This window comes from Streptomyces sp. NPDC029122 (assembly GCF_055569445.1).
This window is the reverse complement of the sequence record NZ_JBVHWK010000036.1, coordinates 42,504-62,312: the sequence shown is the minus strand read 5'-3', so window position 1 is coordinate 62,312 and position 19,809 is coordinate 42,504. Positions and strand designations below refer to the sequence as shown.

The window sequence follows — 19,809 nt, the reverse complement described above, 5'->3', positions numbered from 1 at the left end:
GCCAGGGCCGGGGCCAGGGCCGAGGCCAGGGCCGGGGCCAGGGCCAGGACCAGGGCCGGGCCAGGGGCCAGGGGCCAGGGCCGAGGCCGGGGGCCAGGGGGCGGGGGCCTGGGCCAGGGGCCAGGGCCGAGGCCGGGGGCCAGGGCCAGGGGGCGGGCCAGGGCCCGCGTAGGCGCGGGCGCCATCCAACGCCGCGCCGGGGCCGGGCGGCCGGCCTGGCGGCGTGGGCCGGGCGGCGGGCGGGGCCGTCCGTGCCGGGGTGGATGCGGAACGTGAGGGGCGGGGTTCCGGGGGTGGGACGGGGGGCGGCGGGTTCGTGACGTTGGTCATCCCGGCCGCGCGGTTTTCCCCCGCGATAGGGGCATATGACGGCGGCCCTCCCCCCGCTCCCATTCCGCTCGCCCGTACCCGCCAGCTAGGGTCAGCCGCATGAGCGCACCCTCGGGGGGAGGCAAGGAACCGGAGACCATGCCCGTACCCGTACCGCGGCAGAGGGACATCCCCGCCACGGACAGCGGCCCCGCCCCCCAGCCGTCACTGACGCTGCTGGTGGTGGAGGACGACCCCGCGGGCGGTCTCACCGTCCCCGAGATCCTCGACGCCGACGGCCACCGGATCCGGATCCGCAGCGCCCGCAACCTCACCGAGGCCGCGCGGCTGCTCACGCCCGACGTGCACTGCGTACTGCTCGACCTGGCCCTGCCCGGCCCCGGCGAGGACGGCCTCGGCGCCCTGCGCGAGGTGCTCCGCATCGCCCCCGGCCACGCCGTCCTCGTCCTCACCGGCGAGGCCGACGCCGACCGCGCCGCCGAGGCCGTGCGCGTCGGCGCGCAGGACTTCCTCTACCGCGACGAGCTCGACGGACGGCTGCTGAGCCGCGCCATCCGCTACGCCGTGGAGAGAAAGCGGGCCGACATCGCCCAGTACAAGCTCGCAGAATCGAAACTGCGCGCCCAGGAGAACGCCCGCCTCGAACGCGGCCTGCTCCCCACGCCCCTCCTGGAGGGCTCCGACCTCCGCTTCGCCGCGCGCTACCGCCCCGGCCGCAGCCGGGCCCTGCTGGGCGGCGACTTCTACGACACCGTCCGCACCCCCGACGGCACCGTCCACGCCATGATCGGCGACGTCTGCGGCCACGGCCCCGACGAGGCGGCCCTCGGCGTCGAGCTGCGCATCGCCTGGCGCGCGCTGACCCTGGCCGGGCTGTGCGGGGACGACCTGCTCGCCACGCTCCAGGAGGTCCTGGAGGTGGAGCGGCCCTGCGAGGAGATCTTCGCGACGCTGTGCACGGTGGACATCTCCCCGGACGGCCGCCGGGCGGGCCTGTGCCTGGCCGGGCATCCGGCCCCGCTGATATCCAGGCCGGGCACGCCCGCGCGGCTGCTCCCGTACGAGAACAGCGGCCCGGCGCTCGGTCTGCTCCCCCGGGCCCGCTGGCCGCGCCGCCAGGTCGACCTGGGCGGCAGCTGGAGCCTGATGCTCTACACCGACGGCCTCATCGAGGGCCGCGTCGGCGACGGCCGCGAGCGCCTCGGGCAGGACGGCATGGTCGACATGATCAACCGGCACATCGAGCGCGGGCTGAGCGGCGAGGCGCTGCTGGAGGCTTCCGTCACCGAGGCCCGCCGCCTCAACGGCGGCGAGCTCACCGATGACGTCGCCCTGGTCCTGCTCTCCCGCGCGGCGGGCTAGGAAGTGTCCGGCGCGACGCGCCGGTACGGGGTCAGCGGCCGCCGTTGTACGGCCCGTACGGGCCGTCGCTGCTGCTGCCTCCGCGGCGCGGGCCGCCGCCCGAGACCTGCTTGAGGGCGGGGCGTACGTCGACGAAGAACACGATGCTCGCCACCAGGCCCGCGATCTGCAGGAACAGCATCCCGAGGAAGAAGTCCACCAGGACGGTCACCCCGAGGATGACCAGCCAGAAGGTCTTCGTCTGCTTGTCGGCGGCCCGGTACGCGTCCTCGCGCGCCAGCAGCGCCAGCACGAAGGCCACGACGGCCAGCGCCAGCATGGCGTAGCCGAGCAACGGGAGCACCCCGTTATCGAACCCCTGCATCAGCATGTCGCGACCGCCTTCTCACATCCGGCACCAGTGACTCCACGCTACCGCCGGAGCCGTCTTCCCGAACGGCAACGAACCGGGCACCCGCCGGGTGCCCGGCCCGCGTTCCGCTCGTTCAGGCCTCTTCGCCGGTCTCGGCGGCGGCCTTCTTGGCCGTGCCGCGGCGCGCGGCGGGCTTCTTCGCCGCGGGCTTCTCCTCCGCGGCGGCCTCCGCCGGGGCCTCCGCCGGGGCGGGTTCGCGCGCGGGCTCCGGCTCCACGGCCTCGGCGATGTCCACGATCTCGTCGGCGACCTCGCCGCGCCAGGCCCGTACGGTCTGCTCGCCGTGCTCGGCGACCTTGTCGTAGGTCTCCTTCGCCCGGACGGCGTACTCGGCGGCCACGCCGACGCCGCGCAGGGCGAGGTCCTGGGCGGTTTCGCCGAGCTTCTTCGGGTCGATCGAGCCGAACACCTCGGTGACCTTGGCGGTGACGGCCTCCTGCACGGCCTTCGGGTCGGTGTTCTTCACGGCCTCGATGCGTGCGGGGGCCTCGGCGCGCAGCTGCTCGATGAGCGCGGGCACCTTCTTGGCCTGCTGGACGGCCAGGTCGGCCGTGCCGGCGGCGAAGTAGAGGGGGGTGGGGTCGGTGAGGGTCTTCTTCAGGTCATCGGCGATGGCCATGTGCGGGTCCTCCCGGATCACAGTCAATTCGTAGGGGGCATCGCGGCGTCGTCGCCGGCGCTCGCGCGGGGAGACTCTTCGGCCTCCAGCGCGTTCTCCTTGCGGAACGCGTCGTAGATCTGGAGCAGCACCTGCTTCTGCCGCTCGCTGATCGACGGGTCGGAGAGGATGACGGCCCGCGTCTCCACCTCTTCCCGGTCCCGCTCGTCGAGGATCCCGGCCTGCACGTACAGCGTCTCGGCGGAAATCCTCAGCGCCTTGGCCAGCTGCTGGAGGATGTCCGCGCTCGGCTTGCGCAGCCCGCGCTCGATCTGGCTCAGGTACGGATTCGACACCCCCGCCGCCTCGGCGAGCTGCCGCAGCGAGAGCTGGGCCTGCCGCCGCTGCTCGCGGAGGTATTCGCCGAGGTTTCCGACGTTGAGCGATGCCATGCTCCGATCCTGCCGCACTCTGCTAACTATTGCAAGCGCTTGCTAGCAATAGCTCCCACCCTGCCCCGGGGCGCCCCGCCGGTGCTAGCTTGCGGGCGTGGACCTCTTCTCACCGTCGTGGGCCGCGCTGCGCGCCGCGGTCGCCGGGCTCTCCGACGAGGACTTCGCGCGGCCCTCCGGCTGCCGGGGGTGGCTCGTACGGGATCTCGTGTGCCACCTCGTCATCGACGCCCAGGACGTCCTGATCACCCTCGCCACCCCCGCCGACGCGGAGCCCACCCGGGACGCGGCGAGTTACTGGGAGGTCGGCGGGGTCCCGGACGGGGACGACCCGCTCGACGCGCTGACCGTGCGGCTGGCCGCCGCGTATGGGGAACCGCGGCTGCTCACGTTCCACCTGGACGACGTCGGTTCCGCCGCCGGCCGCGCCGCCGCCCTCGCCGACCCCTCCGCCCGGGTCTCCACCCGCGACCAGGTGCTCACCGCCGGGGACTACCTGGCCGCGTACGTCCTGGAGTGGACGCTGCACCACCTCGACCTGGTCGCGCACCTCCCGCACGCGCCGCGCCCGCCCGCCGAGGGCCTCGCCCGGTCGCGGGCGCTGCTGGAGCGGATCGCCGGCGCGCCCTTCCCCGCGTCGTTCTCCGACGAGGACGCCCTGCTCGTCGGCACCGGCCGGCGCTCCCCCACCGCCGCCGAGACGGCCGCCCTGGGGGAGCTGGGCGCGGGGCTCCCGCTCGTCCTGGGCTGAGCACCCGCCAGGTACCCACCTTTTTGTGGGTACTTGGCGAGCCGCGGCCGCCGCGCGAAGCTGGTGGGGCGGCCGGGAAGGAAGGGGTTCAGGAAGCCGCACGGGCAGCGGCGAGCCTCTCCAGACGCCGATGCCCCCAGTCGGACAGGGGCGCCACCGCCTCGGCGAGTTCCCGGCCGAAGCCGGTCAGGGAGTACTCGGTCTTCAGCGGCAGTACGTCGTGCACCTCGCGGTGCACGATCCCGTCGGTCTCCATCTCGCGGAGCGCCTGGGTCAGCACCTTCTCGCTGAGCCCCGGCATCCGGCGCCGCAGTTCACCCGGACGCTGGGGGCCGTCCTCCAGCAACCAGAGCAGGGCCGTCTTCCACTTGCCGTCGATCACGGCGATCGCGGCGGTCACTCCACAGACATCCGGATCCTGGGCGCGGCTGCGCGTCATTCCCCTGCCCTCCCCTGCTCCGCGTGCTCTGTCCCGCACTGTCCCGCACGTCCTCAGCACGCTCTTTTCTACGCGTACCACTCATGTTTTCACGGGAGTTGAGCCATGTCTTCGTCCACCCACCAGCCCACCGTCACCGTACTGGGCCTCGGCCCGATGGGCCGGGCCCTCGCGGGCGCCTTCCTGGAGGCCGGTCTGCGCACCACCGTCTGGAACCGCACCCCCGGCCGTGACCGGGACCTCGTCGCGCGGGGTGCGACCACCGCCCGGTCCGCCGGGGAGGCGGTCGCCGCGAGCGAGCTCACCGTGGTCTGCGTGGTCAACTACGAGGCCGCCGACGCCGTCCTGCGGCCCGACGACGTCACCGCCGCGCTCAAGGGGCGCACCGTCGTCAACCTGACCGCCGACACCCCGGACCGCGCCCGCGAGACCGGCGCCTGGGCGGCCGCGCACGGCATCCGCTACCTCGACGGCGCGATCATGACCCCGGCCACGACCATCGGCACCCCGGACGCGGTGTTCATCCACAGCGGCCCCGAGGACCTCTACCGCGAGCACCGGCCGGTGCTGGAAGCCCTCGGCGGGACCCACACCCACCTCGGGGAGGACATCGGGCGGGCGGCGGCGTACGACATCGCCCTGCTCGACATCTTCTGGACGGCGATGGCGGGCTACGCCCACGCCCTGGCGGTGGCGAAGGCCGAGGGCGTGAGCGCCGGGGAACTGGCCCCGTTCGCCCAGGGCATCGGCGCGATCCTGCCGCCGCTCTTCGCGGAGTTCGCCGCGGACGTGGACAGCGGCGGCTACTCCGGCGAGCTCAACCCGCTGACCTCGGCGGCCTCGTCCATGGCGCACATCATCCACACCTCCGAGGCGCACGGCATCGAGGCGGGCCTGATGCGGGCCACCGAGGGCCTGGCCCGCCGGGCCATCGGCCACGGCCACGGCGGCGACGGGTTCATCCGCGTCGCGGAACTCCTCGGCAGGACGGCCGTGCCGGCCCGGGCGTGAGGTCCGGCAGAAAATAATCCCGGCGGACTGTCACACCGGCGCGGGGCGGCGGGTCAAAGGGGTGTCGAAGCAAGCGAGACCTCCCGAAGGAGCCCCTGATGTCCACCACCGCCACCGTCGTCACCGTCATCGCCGCCGTCATGGCCGGATACTCGGGCGCCTCGCTCTTCGCCCGCTCCAAGTACACCGTCGAACCCCTCGTCCAGTACGGCGTCCCGCGCGGCTGGTGGAACCGGCTCGCCGCCGCCAAGGTCGCCGGCGCCGTCGGCCTCCTCGCGGGATTCGCCGTCCCGGCCGTCGGGATCGCCGCCGGCATCGGCCTGGTGCTCTACTTCATCGGCGCTGTCATCACGACCCTCCGGGCCCGCGACTACGCCCACGTCGTCTTCCCGGTGGTCTACGCCTCCCCGATGGCCGCCGCCCTCGTCCTGGCCGTATGAGACCGGAGCGGGGACGGCGGCCCCTGGCTCAGCCCTCCGGGGCCGACAGCTCCAGCCGCCCCAGCCGCTCCGGATCGGACAGTACGTCGATCGCGACGATCCGCCCGCCCACGACGGTGAAGGCCATCACCGACACCGCCCGGTCCTCCCGCGTCACCACGACACCGGCGGCGCCGTTGACAAGTGCCGGGCGCACGAACGGGATGAGGACGCTGTACGTGACCGCCTGGCCGGCCACCGTCCGCGCACCGGTGAGCACGACGCTGAGCGGACTGCCCGCGCCTCCGTCGGAACGCAGCACCACGTCCGGGTCGAGCACCGCGACCAGCGCCTCGAAGTCCCCTTCCCGCGCGGCCGCGAAGAACGCGTCCACCGCCTCCCGCTGGCGGGCGAGGTCCGCGTCGGGAGCGGGGGCCCGGTCGCGCACCTTGCGGCGGGCGCGGCTGGCGAGCTGCCGGGTCGCCGCGGCGGACTTCTCGGCCAGCGGGGCGATCTCCTCGAACGGCACCGCGAACATGTCGTGCAGGACGAAGGCCAGTCGTTCCGCCGGAGCCAGCGACTCCATCACCACCATCAGCGCCAGCCCGACCGAATCGGCGAGCAGCACCTCCTGCTCGGGGTCGATCCGCCGCCCGAAGTCGATGAGCGGGTCCGGGACGCGGGTCTCCAGCCGCTCCACCGGATCCTCGCGCCGCTGCTCGCGGGAGCGCAGCAGGTTGAGGCAGATCCGCGACACCACGGTCGTCAGCCAGCCGCCGAGGTTCTCGATCTCGCCCGCGCCGGTGCGGTCCAGCCGCAGCCACGCCTCCTGGACGGCGTCGTCGGCCTCGCTGAGCGAGCCGAGCAGCCGGTAGGAGACCGCCCGCAGACGCCCGCGGTGCTCCTCGAAGCGCTCCGCCAGGAAAGCTCCGCCGCCCTCGTCCACATCCACATCCACGTCGCCTCCCCCGCTCATGCCGCCGGAGCCGGCGCGCGGCCGATGACGACGGTCGCGTACAGCTCCTCCGACGTGACCGCCCGCACCTCCAGGCCGCCCCCGGTCAGCGCGGACGCCGTCAGCGGGGCCTGCCGGACGCTCGTCTCGATCAGGAGGTGTCCGCCCGGCGCGAGCCACCGCGACGCCTCCGCCGCGACCCGGCGGTGGACGTCCAGGCCGTCCGAACCCCCGTCGAGGGAGACGAGCGGCTCGTGGTCGCGGGCCTCGGGCGGCATCAGCCCGATCTCCCCCGTCGGCACGTACGGGGCGTTGACCACCAGCACGTCCACCCGCCCCCGCAGCTCCGCCGGGAGCGCCCCGTACAGGTCGCCCTCCCACACCGAGCCCCCGTACGGGGCCACGTTGCGCCGCGCGTACGCCAGCGCCGCCGGGTCGATGTCGGCCGCGTGCAGCTCGACCCCGCCCGGGACCTGGGCCGCCACCGCCGCGCCGAGGGCACCGACCCCGCAGCACAGGTCCAGCACGACCGCACCGGGCCGGGCCAGCTCCACCGCCTCCTGCACCAGGAACTCCGTACGCCTGCGCGGTACGAAGGCCCCCGCGCCCACTTCCACGCGCAGCCCGCAGAACTCCGCCCAGCCGACGACGTGCTCCAGGGGTTCGCCGTCCACCCGGCGGGCCACCATGCCCGCCAGGTGGACCTCGTCGGAGGCCGCGGCGGCCAGCAGGCCGGCCTCCTCCTCCGCGAAGACGCAGCCCGCGGCGCGCAGCCGTTCCACGATCGATGTCACGTAGCTCAATCCTCTAGTTTCCGCACGGCACCGGATCCGGGGCCGGTGGTGACGATAGGCCTCAGAAGACGTCCGGGCACCACGGCCGGCGGGCGGTCCGGAAGACCGCGTCGGCGAGCGCGACCGCGCCCGGCCGCTGCTCCACGACCCGGCCCAGCGCGGCCAGCCGCACCGCCGACGCGTCGCCCAGGTAGAGGGAGCCCAGCGCGGACACGTCGAGCCGCAGGCCGGCCGGCTCCCCGGTACGGGTGCACGTGCCGGCGCCCGCGTCCAGCCGGTAGCGGCCGCCCGCCGGACCGGTGGGATCCTCGACGTCCAGGACGAGCACCCCGGGCACGGCGTACGTCCGCGCGCCCAGCGCCCGTACGACGTCCAGCACCCGCACCCACAGGAAGTCGGCGGCCGACACCGGCCGGGCCGCACGCGCGTCGGGCAGCAGCTCCGGCAGCAGGTCGTCGGGGGCGCGGTTGCCGCTGCGGACCTTCAGCACCCAGTCGATGGAGCACAGGAAGTGCCACAGCGCCCGCTCGGCCTGCGGGGTGAGCGCGAGGAAGTCCCGCACCTGGACGGTGTTCAGCGGGGTCTTGGCATCGGTCCAGTGGTCGTCGGCCTGGTACGCGGCGAGCCCCGCCACCTCGCCGTCCGCGTCCCGGTACACCGCGAACATCTTCTCCCGGTACGGACGCTGCGACATCTGCTCCAGGCCGGTCGCCAGGCTCCACCAGCGCTCGTCGCGGTCGACGAGGCCGTGGCGGAAGGCCCGCAGGCGCTCGTGCAGGGCGGGGCCCACGCGCCGTACCTCGGCGGCGTCGACCAGGTCCATCCGGCCGCCGTCGACCGGCGCCGGACGGCTGCGGTCCAGGCCGGTGCGCAACACGTCGACCTCCCATTCGGCGTGGACGGTCGCGGCGCCGTACCCGTAGCGCCCGTAGATCGGGTACTCGGCGGCGATCAGCGTGGACAGCACGTCGCCCCGCGCGTGGGAGGCGGCCAGCTCGGCCTCCATCATGCGGGTCAGCAGGCCCTGGCGGCGGTGGGTGGGCAGGACGGCCACGTTCGAGACCGCGCTGCACCCGACGGCGGCACCGCCGGGCACGGTCAGTTCCTGGGCGAAGGAGCGGAAGGTGGCGACGCACCGCCCGGTCTCCTTGTCGAAGGCCCCCTGCACGCGCGCCAGGTCGCTGTGCGCGGCGCGCTGGGCCACATCGGATTCCGTGGGGGTGCCCGGAGTCAGGAAGCCCGTGTTCAACGTGGTGAGCCAGGCGGGGAGTTCGGATGCGGCGATCGGCCGCACGTCAGCGCTCATGACCGGCCACGCTAACCGCCGGGTACCGGCCGGGTCGCCCGAATTTCGCCGGCCCCGAGCCGCGCCCGCAGCCGCGCCCCGAGCACACCTCCCTGGCGCCCGCGCCCTCCGGCTACGCCAGCAGGTCGTCCACCTGCGCCTCGCCCTCGCGGTAGCGGCGGGTGATCTCCGCGCTGGAGTCGTCCGCCATCCGCTGCAGCTGCTGCCGGCGCCGCGAGACCTGCTGCTCGTAGCGGACCAGCCGGCCCATCGCGTCGTGCAGCTCGCCGTCGGTGCGCGCCTCCAGGTCGGAGAGCTCCACGTCGGACAGCATCTCCGCCGCCAGCAGCCGGTACTCCTCGCTGTGCGGGGTGCCGAGGGTGACGTGCCGGGCGGAGGCACTGCGGCTGGAAGGGGCGTCGGCGAGGATCTCCGAGAGCCGGTCCACCACCGGCGCCTCGGGGTCCGTACGGCGGGCGAGCTCGGCGCGCAGGATGTCGATGCGGCCCTGTAGGAGTCTGCGCACGTAGCTCAGGTCGGCCTCGTCGCGCTGCGCGTCGCGCCGCAGCGCGCGCAGCTCGGGCAGCCCGAGGGCGGTGGCGGGGGTGGTCGGCCCCAGCGGCTCGCCGGTGCGCTGCGCGGGAGGCCACCCGGTGGGACCCGCGGCGGATGCCTGAGCGGGTGACACGGGTGACACGGGTGACTCGGGTGCAGGTGCGGAGGTACCAGAAGTGTTCATGACGTTCGTATCCGTCCCCTCGACCGGTGCTGGGGGCACCGCCTGCGTGCATGGTGCCACTCTCCGTGGTGTGGACGCAGTCCCCGTCCACCCGATCGGCCCCGGACGGGTGCACAGCTGGTACACAGGTGGTATGCGAGCTGTGGTGCAGAGGGTGGACGGCGCGAGCGTCGTCGTGGCCGGCGAGACGGTCGGCGAGATCGTCGGCGAGGGCGTGTGCGTGCTGGTGGGGGTGACCCACGACGACACTCCGGAGAAGGCGGAGCTGCTGGCGCGCAAGCTCTGGTCCGTACGGATCCTGGAGGGGGAGAAGTCCTGCAGCGACGTGGACGCGCCGATGCTGGTGATCTCCCAGTTCACGCTGTACGGGGACGCGCGCAAGGGCCGTCGCCCCACGTGGAACGCGGCCGCGCCCGGGCCGGTGGCGGAGCCGCTGGTCGACGAGGTCGTGGCGCGGCTGCGGGCGCTGGGCGCGACGGTGGCGACGGGCCGGTTCGGCGCGGACATGCGGGTCTCGCTGACGAACCACGGCCCGTTCACCCTCGTCATCGACATCTGAGCGGCACGGCCTCCCGCCCTTACGGGGCTACGACGACCTCCTGCGCGGCGGCCGTGTTCCCGGCCAGCAGCGGGGCGTCGACCGGGACGTTCCGCTTGACCAGCGCGAGCGCGATAGGGCCGAGCTCGTGGTGGCGCACGGCGGTGGTGACGAAGCCGAGCTGACGACCGTCCTCCCCGTCCGAGGCGAGCCGTACGGGCGTCCCGTGCGCCGGGAGCAGCACCTCGGAGCCGTCCAGGTGCAGGAAGACCAGGCGGCGCGGGGGCTTGCCCAGGTTGTGGACGCGGGCGACCGTCTCCTGGCCCCGGTAGCAGCCCTTCTGCAGGTGCACGGCGGTGCCGATCCAGCCCAGCTCGTGCGGGATGGTGCGGTGGTCGGTCTCCAGGCCGACGCGCGGCCGATGGGCCTCGACGCGCAGGGCCTCGTAGGCGAGGAGTCCGGCGGCGGGGCCGTGGGCGGCGGCGAAGGCCTCCAGCTCGGCACGGGGCAGGAAGACGTCGCGGCCGTGCGCGGTCTCGCGTACGACGTGCTCCTTGGCGACCTCGGCGATCGAGCCGGCCGGGAGGTGGACGACGGCGAAGTCGTCGGTGCGGTCGGCGACCTCGACGCGGTAGAAGAACTTCATCGACTCCAGGTAGCCGAGGAGCGCCTCCCGGGTGCCGGGCTCCACGTGCGCCCAGACGGTCTCCCCGTCGTCGACGAGGTAGAGCGCGTGCTCGATGTGCCCGTGGGCGGAGAGGATCAGCGCCTCGGTGGCCTGTCCGGCGGGCAGGTCGCTCATGTGCTGGGTGAGCAGCAGGTGCAGCCAGCTCAGCCGGTCCGCTCCGGTGACGGTGACGACCCCGCGGTGGGAGAGGTCGACGAAGCCGCGGCCGTCGGCGAGGGAGCGCTGTTCGCCGTAGAGCTCTCCGTAGTGGGCGGCGACGCCCTCGTCGATGCCTTCGGCCGCTACGGCGCCGGGGAGATGGAGCAAGGGGCTGCTGGTCATGCCCCCAGCCTACGACCCCGCTACGCGGTGCCCGCCTGGCGCCCGGCCGCCGCGCACTTCTTGCAGAGCCCGAAGATCGCGAAGTGCTTCATGTCGGTCTCGAACCCGAAGGTGGCGCGCAGCTTCGCGGTGAACTCGTCGGCGATGTCCACGTCGGCCTCGATGACGCCGGTGCATTCGCGGCAGACGAGGTGGATGTGGTGGTGCCGGTCGGCGAGGTGGTAGGTGGGGGCCCCGTGCCCGAGGTGGGCGTGGGAGACCAGTCCGAGCTCCTCCAGGAGCTCCAGGGTCCGGTAGACGGTGGAGATGTTCACCCCGGAGGCGGTCTTGCGCACCTCCACGAGGATCTCGTCGGGGCTGGCGTGCTCCAGGGCGTCGACCGCCTCGAGCACGAGCTGGCGCTGCGGCGTCAGCCGGTAGCCGCGCTGCCGCAGATCGCTCTTCCAGTCGGTGGTCACCACCCGGCCAGTGTAAGCGCGGAAAGGGGACCGCGGTCAGCCCGCGGTCCCCTCAGCCTCTGCCCGTGCCGGGTGCGCTGCTCAGCGGAAGAAGGCGATGCCGTCCTCGGGGAGCTCCGGGAGGTTGCGCGCCATGTCGGCGATCTCCTCCGGGGTGACGACCTTCTTGAGCTGGGCCGACATGTAGGGGCGCAGCTCGACGTCGGGGGTGGCCTTCTCGCCGACCCACATGAGGTCGCTCTTCACGTAGCCGTAGAGGCGCTTGCCGCCGCTGTACGGGCCGGACGCGGCCGTACGCGCCACCGCGTCGGTGACCAGGTCGATCTGGGGCTTCTGGTCGGCGAGCTCGCCGTACCAGACCTCGACGACACCCTGGTCGCGCACCATGACGATCTCGACCTTGCGGTCCTTGTCGATGCGCCAGTAGCCCGACTCGGACTCCAGCGGGCGCACCTTGTTGCCCTCGCTGTCGAGCACCCAGGTGTGGGAGGTGTACTCCAGGAAGTCCCGGCCGTCGTGGCTGAAGACGACTTCCTGGCCGAAGTTGCACTTCTCCTCACCGGGGAAGTCGAAGACGCCCGCGCCTTCCCAGTTGCCGAGGAGGAAGGCGAGGGGGACGAGGCCCGGGTTCAGGTCGGAGGGGATCTGGATCATGTTTGGCTGCTCAGGCGATCTGTGGGAGGGGTTCCGGGGCGGTCGGCTGGGCGGACGCTCAGCGCTGACCCTGGTACAGCTTCTTGACGGCCAGGGCGGTGAAGGCGAGTACGCCGACGCAGACCAGGACCAGCAGGGAGGTGAAGACTGCCTCAAGCACGGGGTGCTCCTCGGAGGTTTCGGTGCGGGTGGACGGGCCGGTCCCCAAGCCTACTGGCCCGGGGACCGGCGCACGCTGTGAGGTGGGCCGTACCGGCCTCCTCCGGTTCAGCTCAGCAGCTGCTGCTGAAGGATCACGGCCTGGTGGAGCGGGATGGCTCCGGCCGCGCCCTTGCGGGTCTGGAGGATCACGGCCTGGATGTCGCCCGATTGGACGCACCCGACCCTGATCTGTTCGTCGCCGGACGGAGCGGGTTCCTCCAGGACGGTGACGCCGGTGGGGTCGGGGGCTCCCTGGGCGACGCGGGCCCTGCCCCAGGCGTCGTCGGTCTGGATGCGGTTGACGCCGTTCAGGTTCATGTCGGGGCCGCAGCCGGTGAAGGTGTCCGCCAACCCGGATGCGTGGAAACGCAGCAGGTAGATGCGGGTGCGGGTGCCGTCCGGGGTGGTCCAGCCGCGGCCCGCGATCTGGCGCAGCCCGTTGTCGGTGAACCCCTGCTTCATCTTTTCGCGCGCGGACCCCTCGTACTCCTCCAGGAAGGTGTCCACGCTCACCGCCGAGTCCTTCTCCAGCTTCAGGCCGGTGTCCGGGGTGGATCCGAGCGGGGCCGGGAGGAGCAGCTGGGTGAGGCCGGCGAAGTGGATGCCGTCCTTGTTGTCGACGGCGAAGGGCAGCGCCGCGCCGGGGGGCAGGCTGGGCTTGACCAGGGCCGGGTAGGTCCAGCGCCCGTCGTCCCGGGTGGACAGTCCGGGGACGTCGGTGCGCTCGGCCTGGGTGATCCCGTACGCGGTCCCCGCGCCGGCGGCGCCGAAGACGAGGACGGCGGCGGTCCAGCGCAGCACGGCGCGCAGGGTGCGGCGGTCGTGGGGGGCGGCGGGGATGTTCTGCTCGGTCACGCGGACTCCCCGGGGGACTTCAGGTGGGACAGCTGGTTCTTGAGGAACCCGGTGGCTTCGGACCAGGAGAACTCGGTGCCGATTCCGTCGACGGAGAACGTGGACCCGTAGGCGCGGAAGTTCACCAGCACATCACCCTGGACGGCCACGCAGTAGAGGGAGTTGCCCGGCCGCTTCCCCTCGCCCACCGGCAGCCCGGAGCACTTGGCGTCCGGGAAGCCGTCCACCTTCGGTGCGTCGCCTTCACCACCGGGGTAGTCGAGAAGCTTCTTGGCAACCTCGGAGAACTTGCCCACGGCCTGCGGGTCGGCCTGCATGAGGCGGATCTCGACCACCGGACTGCCGGTGTTGCCGACGTAGCTCCGTCCCGCGAGGCCCTTGAGCCTGAGATCGGCCAGCAGGTCGTCACGCTTCTTCCGCTCCGAGCTGGACAGACCTTTGCGGGCCTCCTTGAGGCCCTCGACGGCCTTCTCCCCGGAGAGGTAGTAGTCGTTCCCGTCGCCCGCGAGGTCGGGCCCGAGGACGAACCCGGACGGGACCGGGAGCAGCCTGCCCGAGAGGGCGTTGGCCGGTACCGGTTCGGGCTTCTTGGCCTCGGGCGGCTTCCCGCCGGCTTCGACCCAGTAGGCGGTCGGCGCGGTCCGGTCGGCGGCCGCGAGGGCGGAGGACGCCCAGATCCCTCCGCCGACGAGGACGGCGGCAACGGGAGCCGCGACGAGGGCAGCCGTCTTCCTGCGGCGCACCGTGCGCACCGCCTCGGAAGCCGGGGGCGTTTCGGTCTGCGGCTCGGTCACAGTCGCTCCAGCTGTCGCTTGGCCAGGTCGATGACATCGCTCTCGGCGAACCGGCGGCCGCGCGTGTCGACGTAGTAGAGATCGAGGACGATGTCGCCGCGGCGGACGAGGGCCCGGCCCTCGCGGGTGGGGAGGTAGCCGGGCTCCTCACGGGCTTCCGATGCCACCCAGACGTGCCCGAGCTCTGCGGGGACGCCGGGAATCGCCACGCCGGCGTTGCCCGCGTACTCCTTGTCGTCCATGTAGCCGGCTTGCCTCTTCTGATAACCGTTCGCGCCGGAGAAGTCGCGGAACTGCACCAGCCGGACCTCGACCAGGACGTCGTCCGTCGTCCAGAGGGTCGTCGCGACGCGGCGGATCCCGTCCTTCGCGAAACTGCGCAGGACGGAATCCGGACTCTCGAAACGTGTCACAAAGGAGTCGAGGCCGGCATAACCGCTCTCCTCGACCTTCGCCCCGGCCGGTGCCTCGATCAGGAGCTTCGTGAGGTCGTCGTCGGTCTTGTGCCAGCGGTTGGCGTTGATCGTCTTGGCCGTCGTCGCGTCGTCCGGCGCCAGCGGCTTCGGGGAGTCCAGCTTCTGCTGTGCCAGGGGCGGCAGGGGCGTGGGCGGGCGGTGGTACTGGACCGCGTAGCCGGTGACGGTGCCGACGGCCGCGCCCAGCGCCAGGGCCGCGGCGATCAGGGGCGTCGTACGCCCGCGGCGGCGCCGGGCGGAACCGGGCGGAACGGGCACGGGCGGAATGACCGCGTCAACCGGCTTGATTTCCGGCATGCCCGGATCCCGGTTTTCGATTTCCAAAATGGGGTCCCCCCACAGGACTGGAGACGCGGGATCGTTCGCCCGCGCACATCCAAGACACCCTGGTGCGGGAACCCGTTGTACGCACCCTTATTACGTTCTTATATAGGAGCGATTCAGTCGCGCGGGCGCCGCTTCCCGTCCAGTTCGTCCCACCACTCGTCCGACTTCGGATCGCCCGACGGGTCGTCCCACCAGCGGTCGTCCGGCCCGCGCCGGTTCGCCACCATCGCCGCGACCGGCGGAATGACCATGGCGACCACGCACAGCGCGACCGCCGCCTCGACCGAGAACAGGCGTACGAAGGACCAGGCGGAGACGAAGAGGAACAGGCATCCGCCCATCAGCAGGAAATAGGCCCGCCGGCGCCGCGCGTACATGCTTCCAGCGTAGGCCCGGACGCGGACGGCGCGAAGGGCCGCACCCCGTTCCAGTGGCGTCCAACCCCCTGGGGTGCGGCCCTTCGGCCGGTTCGGCTGTCGGTCCGGGTTATCAGACCGCGATGGCGACGTCCGTCACGCCGCCGGCCTCGGCGACCACGACGGCGCGGTCGGCCTGGGCGCCCGGGACGAGCGCCCGCAGCGTCCAGGAGCCCGTGGCCGCGTAGAAGCGGAACTGACCGGTCGCGGAGGTGGGGACCTCGGCGGTGAACTCGCCGGTCGAGTCCAGCAGGCGGACGTAGCCGCTGATGGGCTCACCGTCCTTGGTCACCTGGCCCTGGATCGCGGTCTCACCGGGCTTCAGCGTCGCGAGGTCGGGCCCGCCGATCTGTGCTCCACACATGTTCTCTGTCCTGTCCTGGAGAAGTTCTGCTGCTACGGGGACGGGCGTCGCGTGCCCGGCCGGATTACTTGTTGGGGCCGAGCTCGATCGGCACGCCGACGAGCGAGCCGTACTCGGTCCAGGAGCCGTCGTAGTTCTTGACGTTCTCCTGGCCCAGGAGCTCGTGCAGCACGAACCACGTGAGCGCGGAGCGCTCACCGATGCGGCAGTAGGCGATGGTGTCCTTCGCCAGGTCCACCTGCTCGGCCTGGTAGAGGGCGGTCAGCTCCTCGTCGGACTTGAAGGTGCCGTCGTCGTTGGCGTTCTTCGACCACGGGATGTTGCGGGCGCTCGGCACGTGGCCGGGGCGCTGCGACTGCTCCTGCGGGAGGTGCGCCGGGGCGAGCAGCTTGCCGGAGAACTCGTCGGGCGAGCGGACGTCGACCAGGTTCAGGGAGCCGATCGCGGCCACGACGTCGTCGCGGAAGGCGCGGATGGAGGTGTCCTGCGGCTTGGCCTTGTACTGGGTGGCCGGGCGGTTCGGGACGTCCTTGCCGTCGACCAGGTCGCGGGAGTCGAGCTCCCACTTCTTGCGGCCGCCGTCGAGGAGGCGGACGTCCTGGTGGCCGTAGAGCTTGAAGTACCAGTAGGCGTAGGACGCGAACCAGTTGTTGTTGCCGCCGTAGAGGACGACGGTGTCGTCGTTGGAGATGCCCTTGGCGGAGAGGAGCTTCTCGAAGCCCTCCTGGTCCACGAAGTCGCGGCGGACCGGGTCCTGGAGGTCCTGCTTCCAGTCGATCCGGACGGCGTTGGTGATGTGGTTCTTGTCGTACGCGGACGTGTCCTCGTCCACCTCGACGATCACGACGTTGGCGTCGTTCAGGTGGGCCTCGACCCAGTCGGCGTCTACGAGGACGTCGCTGCGGCTCATGGTGTTCTCCTCCGGGGCAGTTGCGGCGGGGCTGTGCTGGGGCTGCTGCGAGCGGGCGGTGCTGGTGCGTGGCGTTCCGAATGCGGCTCTCCGGCCCTGCGCGGGGAGGCGTCAGGGGACGGGAGGCTGGTGCGCGGCGGTGCGGTCACGCGGGATGAGGGCCGTCGGTCCGGCCGGCGGAGCGGAAGGCTCACACCTCACATGGAGCGACAGAGCATGGCGGCGACGCGACACAGGTCTACTGCCCGCCGCTTCGTGAGGTCCGCCTGCTGATGCTTCATAGCCATGGATCGTAGGGACGAACGGGCCGCCCTGTCACCGGCGTGTCATATACCGAGACAGGATCGTCCGCATGACGGGATGAGAAAGCCCCGGACGGCCGTCCCACGGCCTTCCGGGGCTGTTCGTGCGGCCCGTCCTCCTGCGGATCGGACCGCGCCGTCTCACGATCCGGCCAGGGACACGTCCGATCCGCTCAGCGTGAGGTGGACGCCGGACTCGTCCGAGGTCAGCGACGCGAGCTTGAGCCCGGCCGGCAGCCCGTCGTCGATGCGGCGGTCGAAGTCGGTCCGCTTGCGCACGGCGCTCTCGATCCCCGGGATCCCTTCACCCGGCACGGAGTCCGCGCGCACCCGGACGACCTTGGAGTTGCCGGAGTCCACCAGGGCGACGGTCGACACCACGCTGCGGGTGACCGCCCTGCCGAGGAAGTCCACGGTCGCGGTGACCTTCACCTTGTTCGGCGCCCCGCCGTAGGTGAGGACCACACCGTTCTGGGAGGCCTTGGTGAGGTCCTCGTACGAGATCAGGGCCGTGCCCTCGGCCCGCGCGGCGGTGCCGCCGCTGTAGCTGTCGTTCAGCTTCACCTCGTGGAACGAGGCCTTGAGCTCCGAGAGCCGCGTCTTGCGGCCGTCGGCGGTGACGTCCACGCCCGCCACCTTCAGGTCGACCTGGTCCAGGTCGCGGCTGAGCGCCTGGGTCAGGAAGGGGAAGCCGTGGATCTCCACCTCGGCGCTTCCCGCGAGGCCCTGGTGGGACTGGACGCGGTCGGCCAGCCGGTCCTCGGCATAGCCGACCGCCCAGCGGTCGACGCCCACGAACAGCCCTCCCAGCACCACGCCGATGATCACCACGACACGTAGGAAACGCACGTGTCCCTCCCCCTGCTAGTCGGTACGTGCGTTCTAGTGGACCATGACCGGCCGTGAGGGCGGGATCAGCGGCGGGGCTCCCCCGGCCCCGGCGTCAGCCGACGACCCGGCCCATGAGGTACACGGCCGGAGCCGCCGCGGCCAGCGGCAACGCGACACCGGCCGTCATGTGGACGAACTTGGACGGGTAGTCGTACGCGGCCACGCGCAGCCCGATCAGGGCGCACACCCCGGCCGCGAGACCCACCAGCGCCCCGCCGGCGCCGAGCCCGGTCAGCCCGCCGACCGCGATGCCCGCACCGGCCGCCGCCGCCAGCGACACGCCGACGGACGGCGCGGTGGGCAGCGGCAGGGCCCGCGCGAACACCGCGACCGCGACGGCGACGGCACCGGTGGTCACCGGCTCCCGGTCCGCCGCGAGGAAGCCCGCGCACACGATGGCCAGCGCGGCGGAGGCCACCGACGCCATCAGCCCGTACATCCGCTCGTCGGGGTCCGCCTGGCTGCGCAGCTGGAGCACCAGCGTCAGCAGCACCCAGGCCCCGAGGGTGCCGATGATCGCGCCGGGGCCGTACGTACGGTCCACCGCGAGCACCGCGCCGTCGGCGACGAGGGCTCCCGCGAAGGCCAGGACGATGCCCTGACGGGCCGGCCACATGCCGTTGAGGCGGAACCACCCGGCCGCGGTGAGCCCCTGGAGGGCGATCAGCGGGACGAGCAGCGCCCACTGGCCGAGCGCCGCGGCACCGGCCATCAGGAGCCCCAGGGCGGCGGTCAGTATGGCCGACTGCGGCCCCGGGTCGATGATCGGCGACCGGCCCTCGGCGCGGGCCTGGGCGGGGTCGACGGCGCGCAGGGTGTTGCCGCCGAGGGTCGGCGGCGAGTACTCGGCGGACGGACCGGGCTGCGGCTGTCGCTCCGGCTCCGGCTCCGCCGGCACGGGCGGCAGGTACGCCGTCTGCGCGGCGGCGGCGTCGGAGAAGGCCCCGGCGGGCCAGGCACCGGACGCGGCGCCCTGCTCCCGCACCGGCGGGAGGTACGCGGTCTGCTCGGCGGCGGGGGCGGGGGCGGGGGCGGCCTGGGGCTCGTCCCGGAACCAGCCGTCGGGCACGGCACCCTGCGCCGGCACCGGCGGGAGGTACGCGGTCTGTTCGGCGGCACCGGCGGACTCGCGCACCGGCGGGAGGTACGCCGTCTGCTCGGCCGCACCGGCGGACTCGCGCACCGGCGGGAGGTACGCCGTCTCCGCCGCGGCGGCGGAGCCCGATCCGTCGGACCAGGGCGCGGCCGGCGCCTGCGGCTGCTGCTGCGGCTCGTCCCGGAACCACCCGTCGGGGACGGCGGGCTGCTGCTGGGGCTGGTGCTGCGCCGGCACGGGCGGCAGGTACGCCGTCTGCGCGGCGGCGTCGGCGGGCCAGCCGCCCTGCGCGGGAGCCTGCTGCTGCTCGTCGCGGAACCAGCCCTCGGGCACGGCGGGCTGCTGCTGGGGCGGCTGGTGCTGCTGCTGGGGCGGCTGGGGCTGGTGCTGCGCCGGCACCGGCGGCAGGTACGCCGTCTCCGCGGCGGCGGCCGCGCCGCCCCCGGTGGCGTCCGGCCACGGCACGGCGCCGCCGACGCTCTGCCCCCACTGCCCCTGCGGGTCCGGGGCCTGGGGCTGCGCGGCCGGCTGGCCGGGCACCGAGCCCAGCGGCGGGTGCACCGGCTGGTAGCCGGTCTCCCAGGTGTCGGACTGCCAGGTCTGCGTCGCGTACGGGTCCTGCTCGGCGGCCCGCTGCTGTCGCTGCCGCTGCTGCTGTTCTTCGGGAGTGCTCATCGGTTTCCGCTCACCCGCCCGCGAACGGCGGGAGCACCTCGACGGTGCCCCCCTCGGTCAGCAGGACGGCATCGTGCGGGCGCTTGCCCACGGGCTCGTCGTTCACGAGGAAGGAGCAGCGCTGCAGGACCCGGGTGAGTTCCCCCGGATGGCGGTCCCGCACGGCGTCGAGCGCCTCGGCCAGTGTGTGCGCCGAGTACGGCTCCTCCGCCGTCTCGGCGGCGGCTTTCGCCGCCGCCCAGTAGCGGATGGTTCCGGTTGCCACTGCAGCTCCTATCGGTCGGCTCCGTCGGCTC

General features: G+C 73.0%; 26 protein-coding genes. 5 read left to right on the top strand and 21 right to left on the bottom strand.

Annotated elements, in window-relative coordinates:
* Positions 1-429 precede the first annotated feature (429 nt).
* Positions 430-1,692, top strand: coding sequence for a PP2C family protein-serine/threonine phosphatase (locus ACZ4WZ_RS30460; RefSeq protein ID WP_467895640.1), 1,263 nt, complete (start codon positions 430-432; stop codon positions 1,690-1,692).
* A gap of 31 nt (positions 1,693-1,723) precedes the next feature.
* Here the strand turns inward: ACZ4WZ_RS30460 and ACZ4WZ_RS30455 are convergent, their stop codons facing one another.
* The 3 genes from ACZ4WZ_RS30455 to ACZ4WZ_RS30445 all read right to left on the bottom strand — a co-directional run bounded on the left by ACZ4WZ_RS30455 (position 1,724) and on the right by ACZ4WZ_RS30445 (position 3,154).
* On the bottom strand, positions 1,724-2,062 hold the full coding sequence (locus ACZ4WZ_RS30455; protein ID WP_405979508.1) for a DUF2516 family protein: 339 nt from the start codon (positions 2,060-2,062) through the stop codon (positions 1,724-1,726).
* A gap of 115 nt (positions 2,063-2,177) precedes the next feature.
* Positions 2,178-2,723, bottom strand: a complete 546-nt coding sequence (locus tag ACZ4WZ_RS30450; protein WP_467895636.1) for a hypothetical protein — start codon at positions 2,721-2,723, stop codon at positions 2,178-2,180.
* 23 nt (positions 2,724-2,746) lie between these two features.
* Entirely contained in the window at positions 2,747-3,154 is a 408-nt protein-coding gene (locus ACZ4WZ_RS30445) for a helix-turn-helix domain-containing protein (protein WP_467895633.1), read from the bottom strand.
* Positions 3,155-3,251: 97 nt separating this feature from the next.
* Between ACZ4WZ_RS30445 and ACZ4WZ_RS30440 the strand changes: the two genes are divergently transcribed.
* Positions 3,252-3,905: a maleylpyruvate isomerase N-terminal domain-containing protein gene (locus tag ACZ4WZ_RS30440; RefSeq protein WP_467895630.1), complete on the top strand. Its 654-nt coding sequence runs from the start codon at positions 3,252-3,254 to the stop codon at positions 3,903-3,905.
* A gap of 88 nt (positions 3,906-3,993) precedes the next feature.
* On the opposite strand, the gene ACZ4WZ_RS30435 is transcribed toward ACZ4WZ_RS30440, so the two are convergent.
* Positions 3,994-4,344 (bottom strand): winged helix-turn-helix transcriptional regulator, encoded by a 351-nt coding sequence (locus ACZ4WZ_RS30435; protein WP_467895627.1) that lies wholly within the window; start codon positions 4,342-4,344, stop codon positions 3,994-3,996.
* Positions 4,345-4,449: 105 nt separating this feature from the next.
* Here ACZ4WZ_RS30435 and ACZ4WZ_RS30430 point away from each other — a divergent pair, with 105 nt between their 5' ends.
* A complete protein-coding gene (locus tag ACZ4WZ_RS30430) occupies positions 4,450-5,355 on the top strand; it encodes an NAD(P)-dependent oxidoreductase (RefSeq protein WP_467895623.1) in 906 nt (301 codons plus the stop codon).
* Between the two features lie 98 nt (positions 5,356-5,453).
* Positions 5,454-5,795: a DoxX family protein gene (locus ACZ4WZ_RS30425; protein WP_467895621.1), complete on the top strand. Its 342-nt coding sequence runs from the start codon at positions 5,454-5,456 to the stop codon at positions 5,793-5,795.
* A 28-nt stretch (positions 5,796-5,823) separates the two neighbouring features.
* Here ACZ4WZ_RS30425 and ACZ4WZ_RS30420 read toward each other — a convergent pair whose 3' ends face one another.
* The 4 genes from ACZ4WZ_RS30420 to ACZ4WZ_RS30405 form a co-directional block, all read right to left on the bottom strand.
* Complete coding sequence (locus ACZ4WZ_RS30420) at positions 5,824-6,750, bottom strand: sigma-70 family RNA polymerase sigma factor (RefSeq protein ID WP_467895618.1); 927 nt, start codon at positions 6,748-6,750, stop codon at positions 5,824-5,826.
* Positions 6,747-7,532: a putative protein N(5)-glutamine methyltransferase gene (locus tag ACZ4WZ_RS30415; RefSeq protein WP_467895615.1), complete on the bottom strand. Its 786-nt coding sequence runs from the start codon at positions 7,530-7,532 to the stop codon at positions 6,747-6,749. The genes ACZ4WZ_RS30420 and ACZ4WZ_RS30415 overlap by 4 nt, the downstream gene beginning before the upstream one ends.
* Before the next feature lie 52 nt (positions 7,533-7,584).
* Entirely contained in the window at positions 7,585-8,829 is a 1,245-nt protein-coding gene (locus tag ACZ4WZ_RS30410) for a GNAT family N-acetyltransferase (protein WP_467895612.1), read from the bottom strand.
* 112 nt (positions 8,830-8,941) lie between these two features.
* Positions 8,942-9,547 carry an RsiG family protein gene (locus ACZ4WZ_RS30405; protein ID WP_467895609.1) on the bottom strand — a complete coding sequence of 202 codons (606 nt, stop codon included), beginning with the start codon at positions 9,545-9,547 and terminating at the stop codon, positions 8,942-8,944.
* Positions 9,548-9,680: 133 nt separating this feature from the next.
* On the opposite strand from ACZ4WZ_RS30405, the gene dtd reads away from it, so the two are divergent.
* Positions 9,681-10,106: a D-aminoacyl-tRNA deacylase gene (dtd, locus tag ACZ4WZ_RS30400; protein WP_467895606.1), complete on the top strand. Its 426-nt coding sequence runs from the start codon at positions 9,681-9,683 to the stop codon at positions 10,104-10,106.
* A gap of 19 nt (positions 10,107-10,125) precedes the next feature.
* Here the strand turns inward: dtd and ygfZ are convergent, their stop codons facing one another.
* The 13 genes from ygfZ to ACZ4WZ_RS30335 all read right to left on the bottom strand — a co-directional run bounded on the left by ygfZ (position 10,126) and on the right by ACZ4WZ_RS30335 (position 19,778).
* Positions 10,126-11,094: a CAF17-like 4Fe-4S cluster assembly/insertion protein YgfZ gene (gene ygfZ / locus ACZ4WZ_RS30395; RefSeq protein WP_467895604.1), complete on the bottom strand. Its 969-nt coding sequence runs from the start codon at positions 11,092-11,094 to the stop codon at positions 10,126-10,128.
* Positions 11,095-11,114: 20 nt separating this feature from the next.
* Positions 11,115-11,555, bottom strand: a complete 441-nt coding sequence (locus ACZ4WZ_RS30390) for a Fur family transcriptional regulator (protein ID WP_467895601.1) — start codon at positions 11,553-11,555, stop codon at positions 11,115-11,117.
* A gap of 78 nt (positions 11,556-11,633) precedes the next feature.
* Positions 11,634-12,206, bottom strand: a complete 573-nt coding sequence (locus ACZ4WZ_RS30385) for a heme-binding beta-barrel domain-containing protein (protein ID WP_467895598.1) — start codon at positions 12,204-12,206, stop codon at positions 11,634-11,636.
* Between the two features lie 267 nt (positions 12,207-12,473).
* Positions 12,474-13,262 (bottom strand): hypothetical protein, encoded by a 789-nt coding sequence (locus tag ACZ4WZ_RS30380; RefSeq protein WP_467895595.1) that lies wholly within the window; start codon positions 13,260-13,262, stop codon positions 12,474-12,476.
* Positions 13,259-14,056, bottom strand: coding sequence for a hypothetical protein (locus ACZ4WZ_RS30375; protein ID WP_467895592.1), 798 nt, complete (start codon positions 14,054-14,056; stop codon positions 13,259-13,261). Before ACZ4WZ_RS30375 ends, ACZ4WZ_RS30380 begins: the two co-directional genes overlap by 4 nt.
* Positions 14,053-14,829 (bottom strand): hypothetical protein, encoded by a 777-nt coding sequence (locus tag ACZ4WZ_RS30370; protein ID WP_467895589.1) that lies wholly within the window; start codon positions 14,827-14,829, stop codon positions 14,053-14,055. Before ACZ4WZ_RS30370 ends, ACZ4WZ_RS30375 begins: the two co-directional genes overlap by 4 nt.
* Positions 14,830-14,972: 143 nt before the next feature.
* The gene (locus ACZ4WZ_RS30365) at positions 14,973-15,236 is read right to left on the bottom strand and encodes a DUF3099 domain-containing protein (RefSeq protein ID WP_467895586.1); all 264 of its coding nucleotides are present in this window, start codon (positions 15,234-15,236) and stop codon (positions 14,973-14,975) included.
* Positions 15,237-15,348: 112 nt separating this feature from the next.
* Positions 15,349-15,639, bottom strand: coding sequence for a DUF1416 domain-containing protein (locus ACZ4WZ_RS30360; RefSeq protein WP_007265476.1), 291 nt, complete (start codon positions 15,637-15,639; stop codon positions 15,349-15,351).
* A 64-nt stretch (positions 15,640-15,703) separates the two neighbouring features.
* The gene (locus ACZ4WZ_RS30355) at positions 15,704-16,549 is read right to left on the bottom strand and encodes a sulfurtransferase (protein WP_388942538.1); all 846 of its coding nucleotides are present in this window, start codon (positions 16,547-16,549) and stop codon (positions 15,704-15,706) included.
* Positions 16,550-16,746: 197 nt separating this feature from the next.
* Positions 16,747-16,830, bottom strand: a complete 84-nt coding sequence (locus ACZ4WZ_RS30350; RefSeq protein WP_350206375.1) for a putative leader peptide — start codon at positions 16,828-16,830, stop codon at positions 16,747-16,749.
* Between the two features lie 162 nt (positions 16,831-16,992).
* The gene (locus tag ACZ4WZ_RS30345) at positions 16,993-17,700 is read right to left on the bottom strand and encodes an LmeA family phospholipid-binding protein (RefSeq protein ID WP_467895583.1); all 708 of its coding nucleotides are present in this window, start codon (positions 17,698-17,700) and stop codon (positions 16,993-16,995) included.
* Between the two features lie 94 nt (positions 17,701-17,794).
* Positions 17,795-19,513, bottom strand: a complete 1,719-nt coding sequence (locus ACZ4WZ_RS30340) for a hypothetical protein (RefSeq protein ID WP_467895580.1) — start codon at positions 19,511-19,513, stop codon at positions 17,795-17,797.
* A gap of 10 nt (positions 19,514-19,523) precedes the next feature.
* Entirely contained in the window at positions 19,524-19,778 is a 255-nt protein-coding gene (locus ACZ4WZ_RS30335; protein WP_361608620.1) for a MoaD/ThiS family protein, read from the bottom strand.
* Positions 19,779-19,809: the final 31 nt, after the last annotated feature.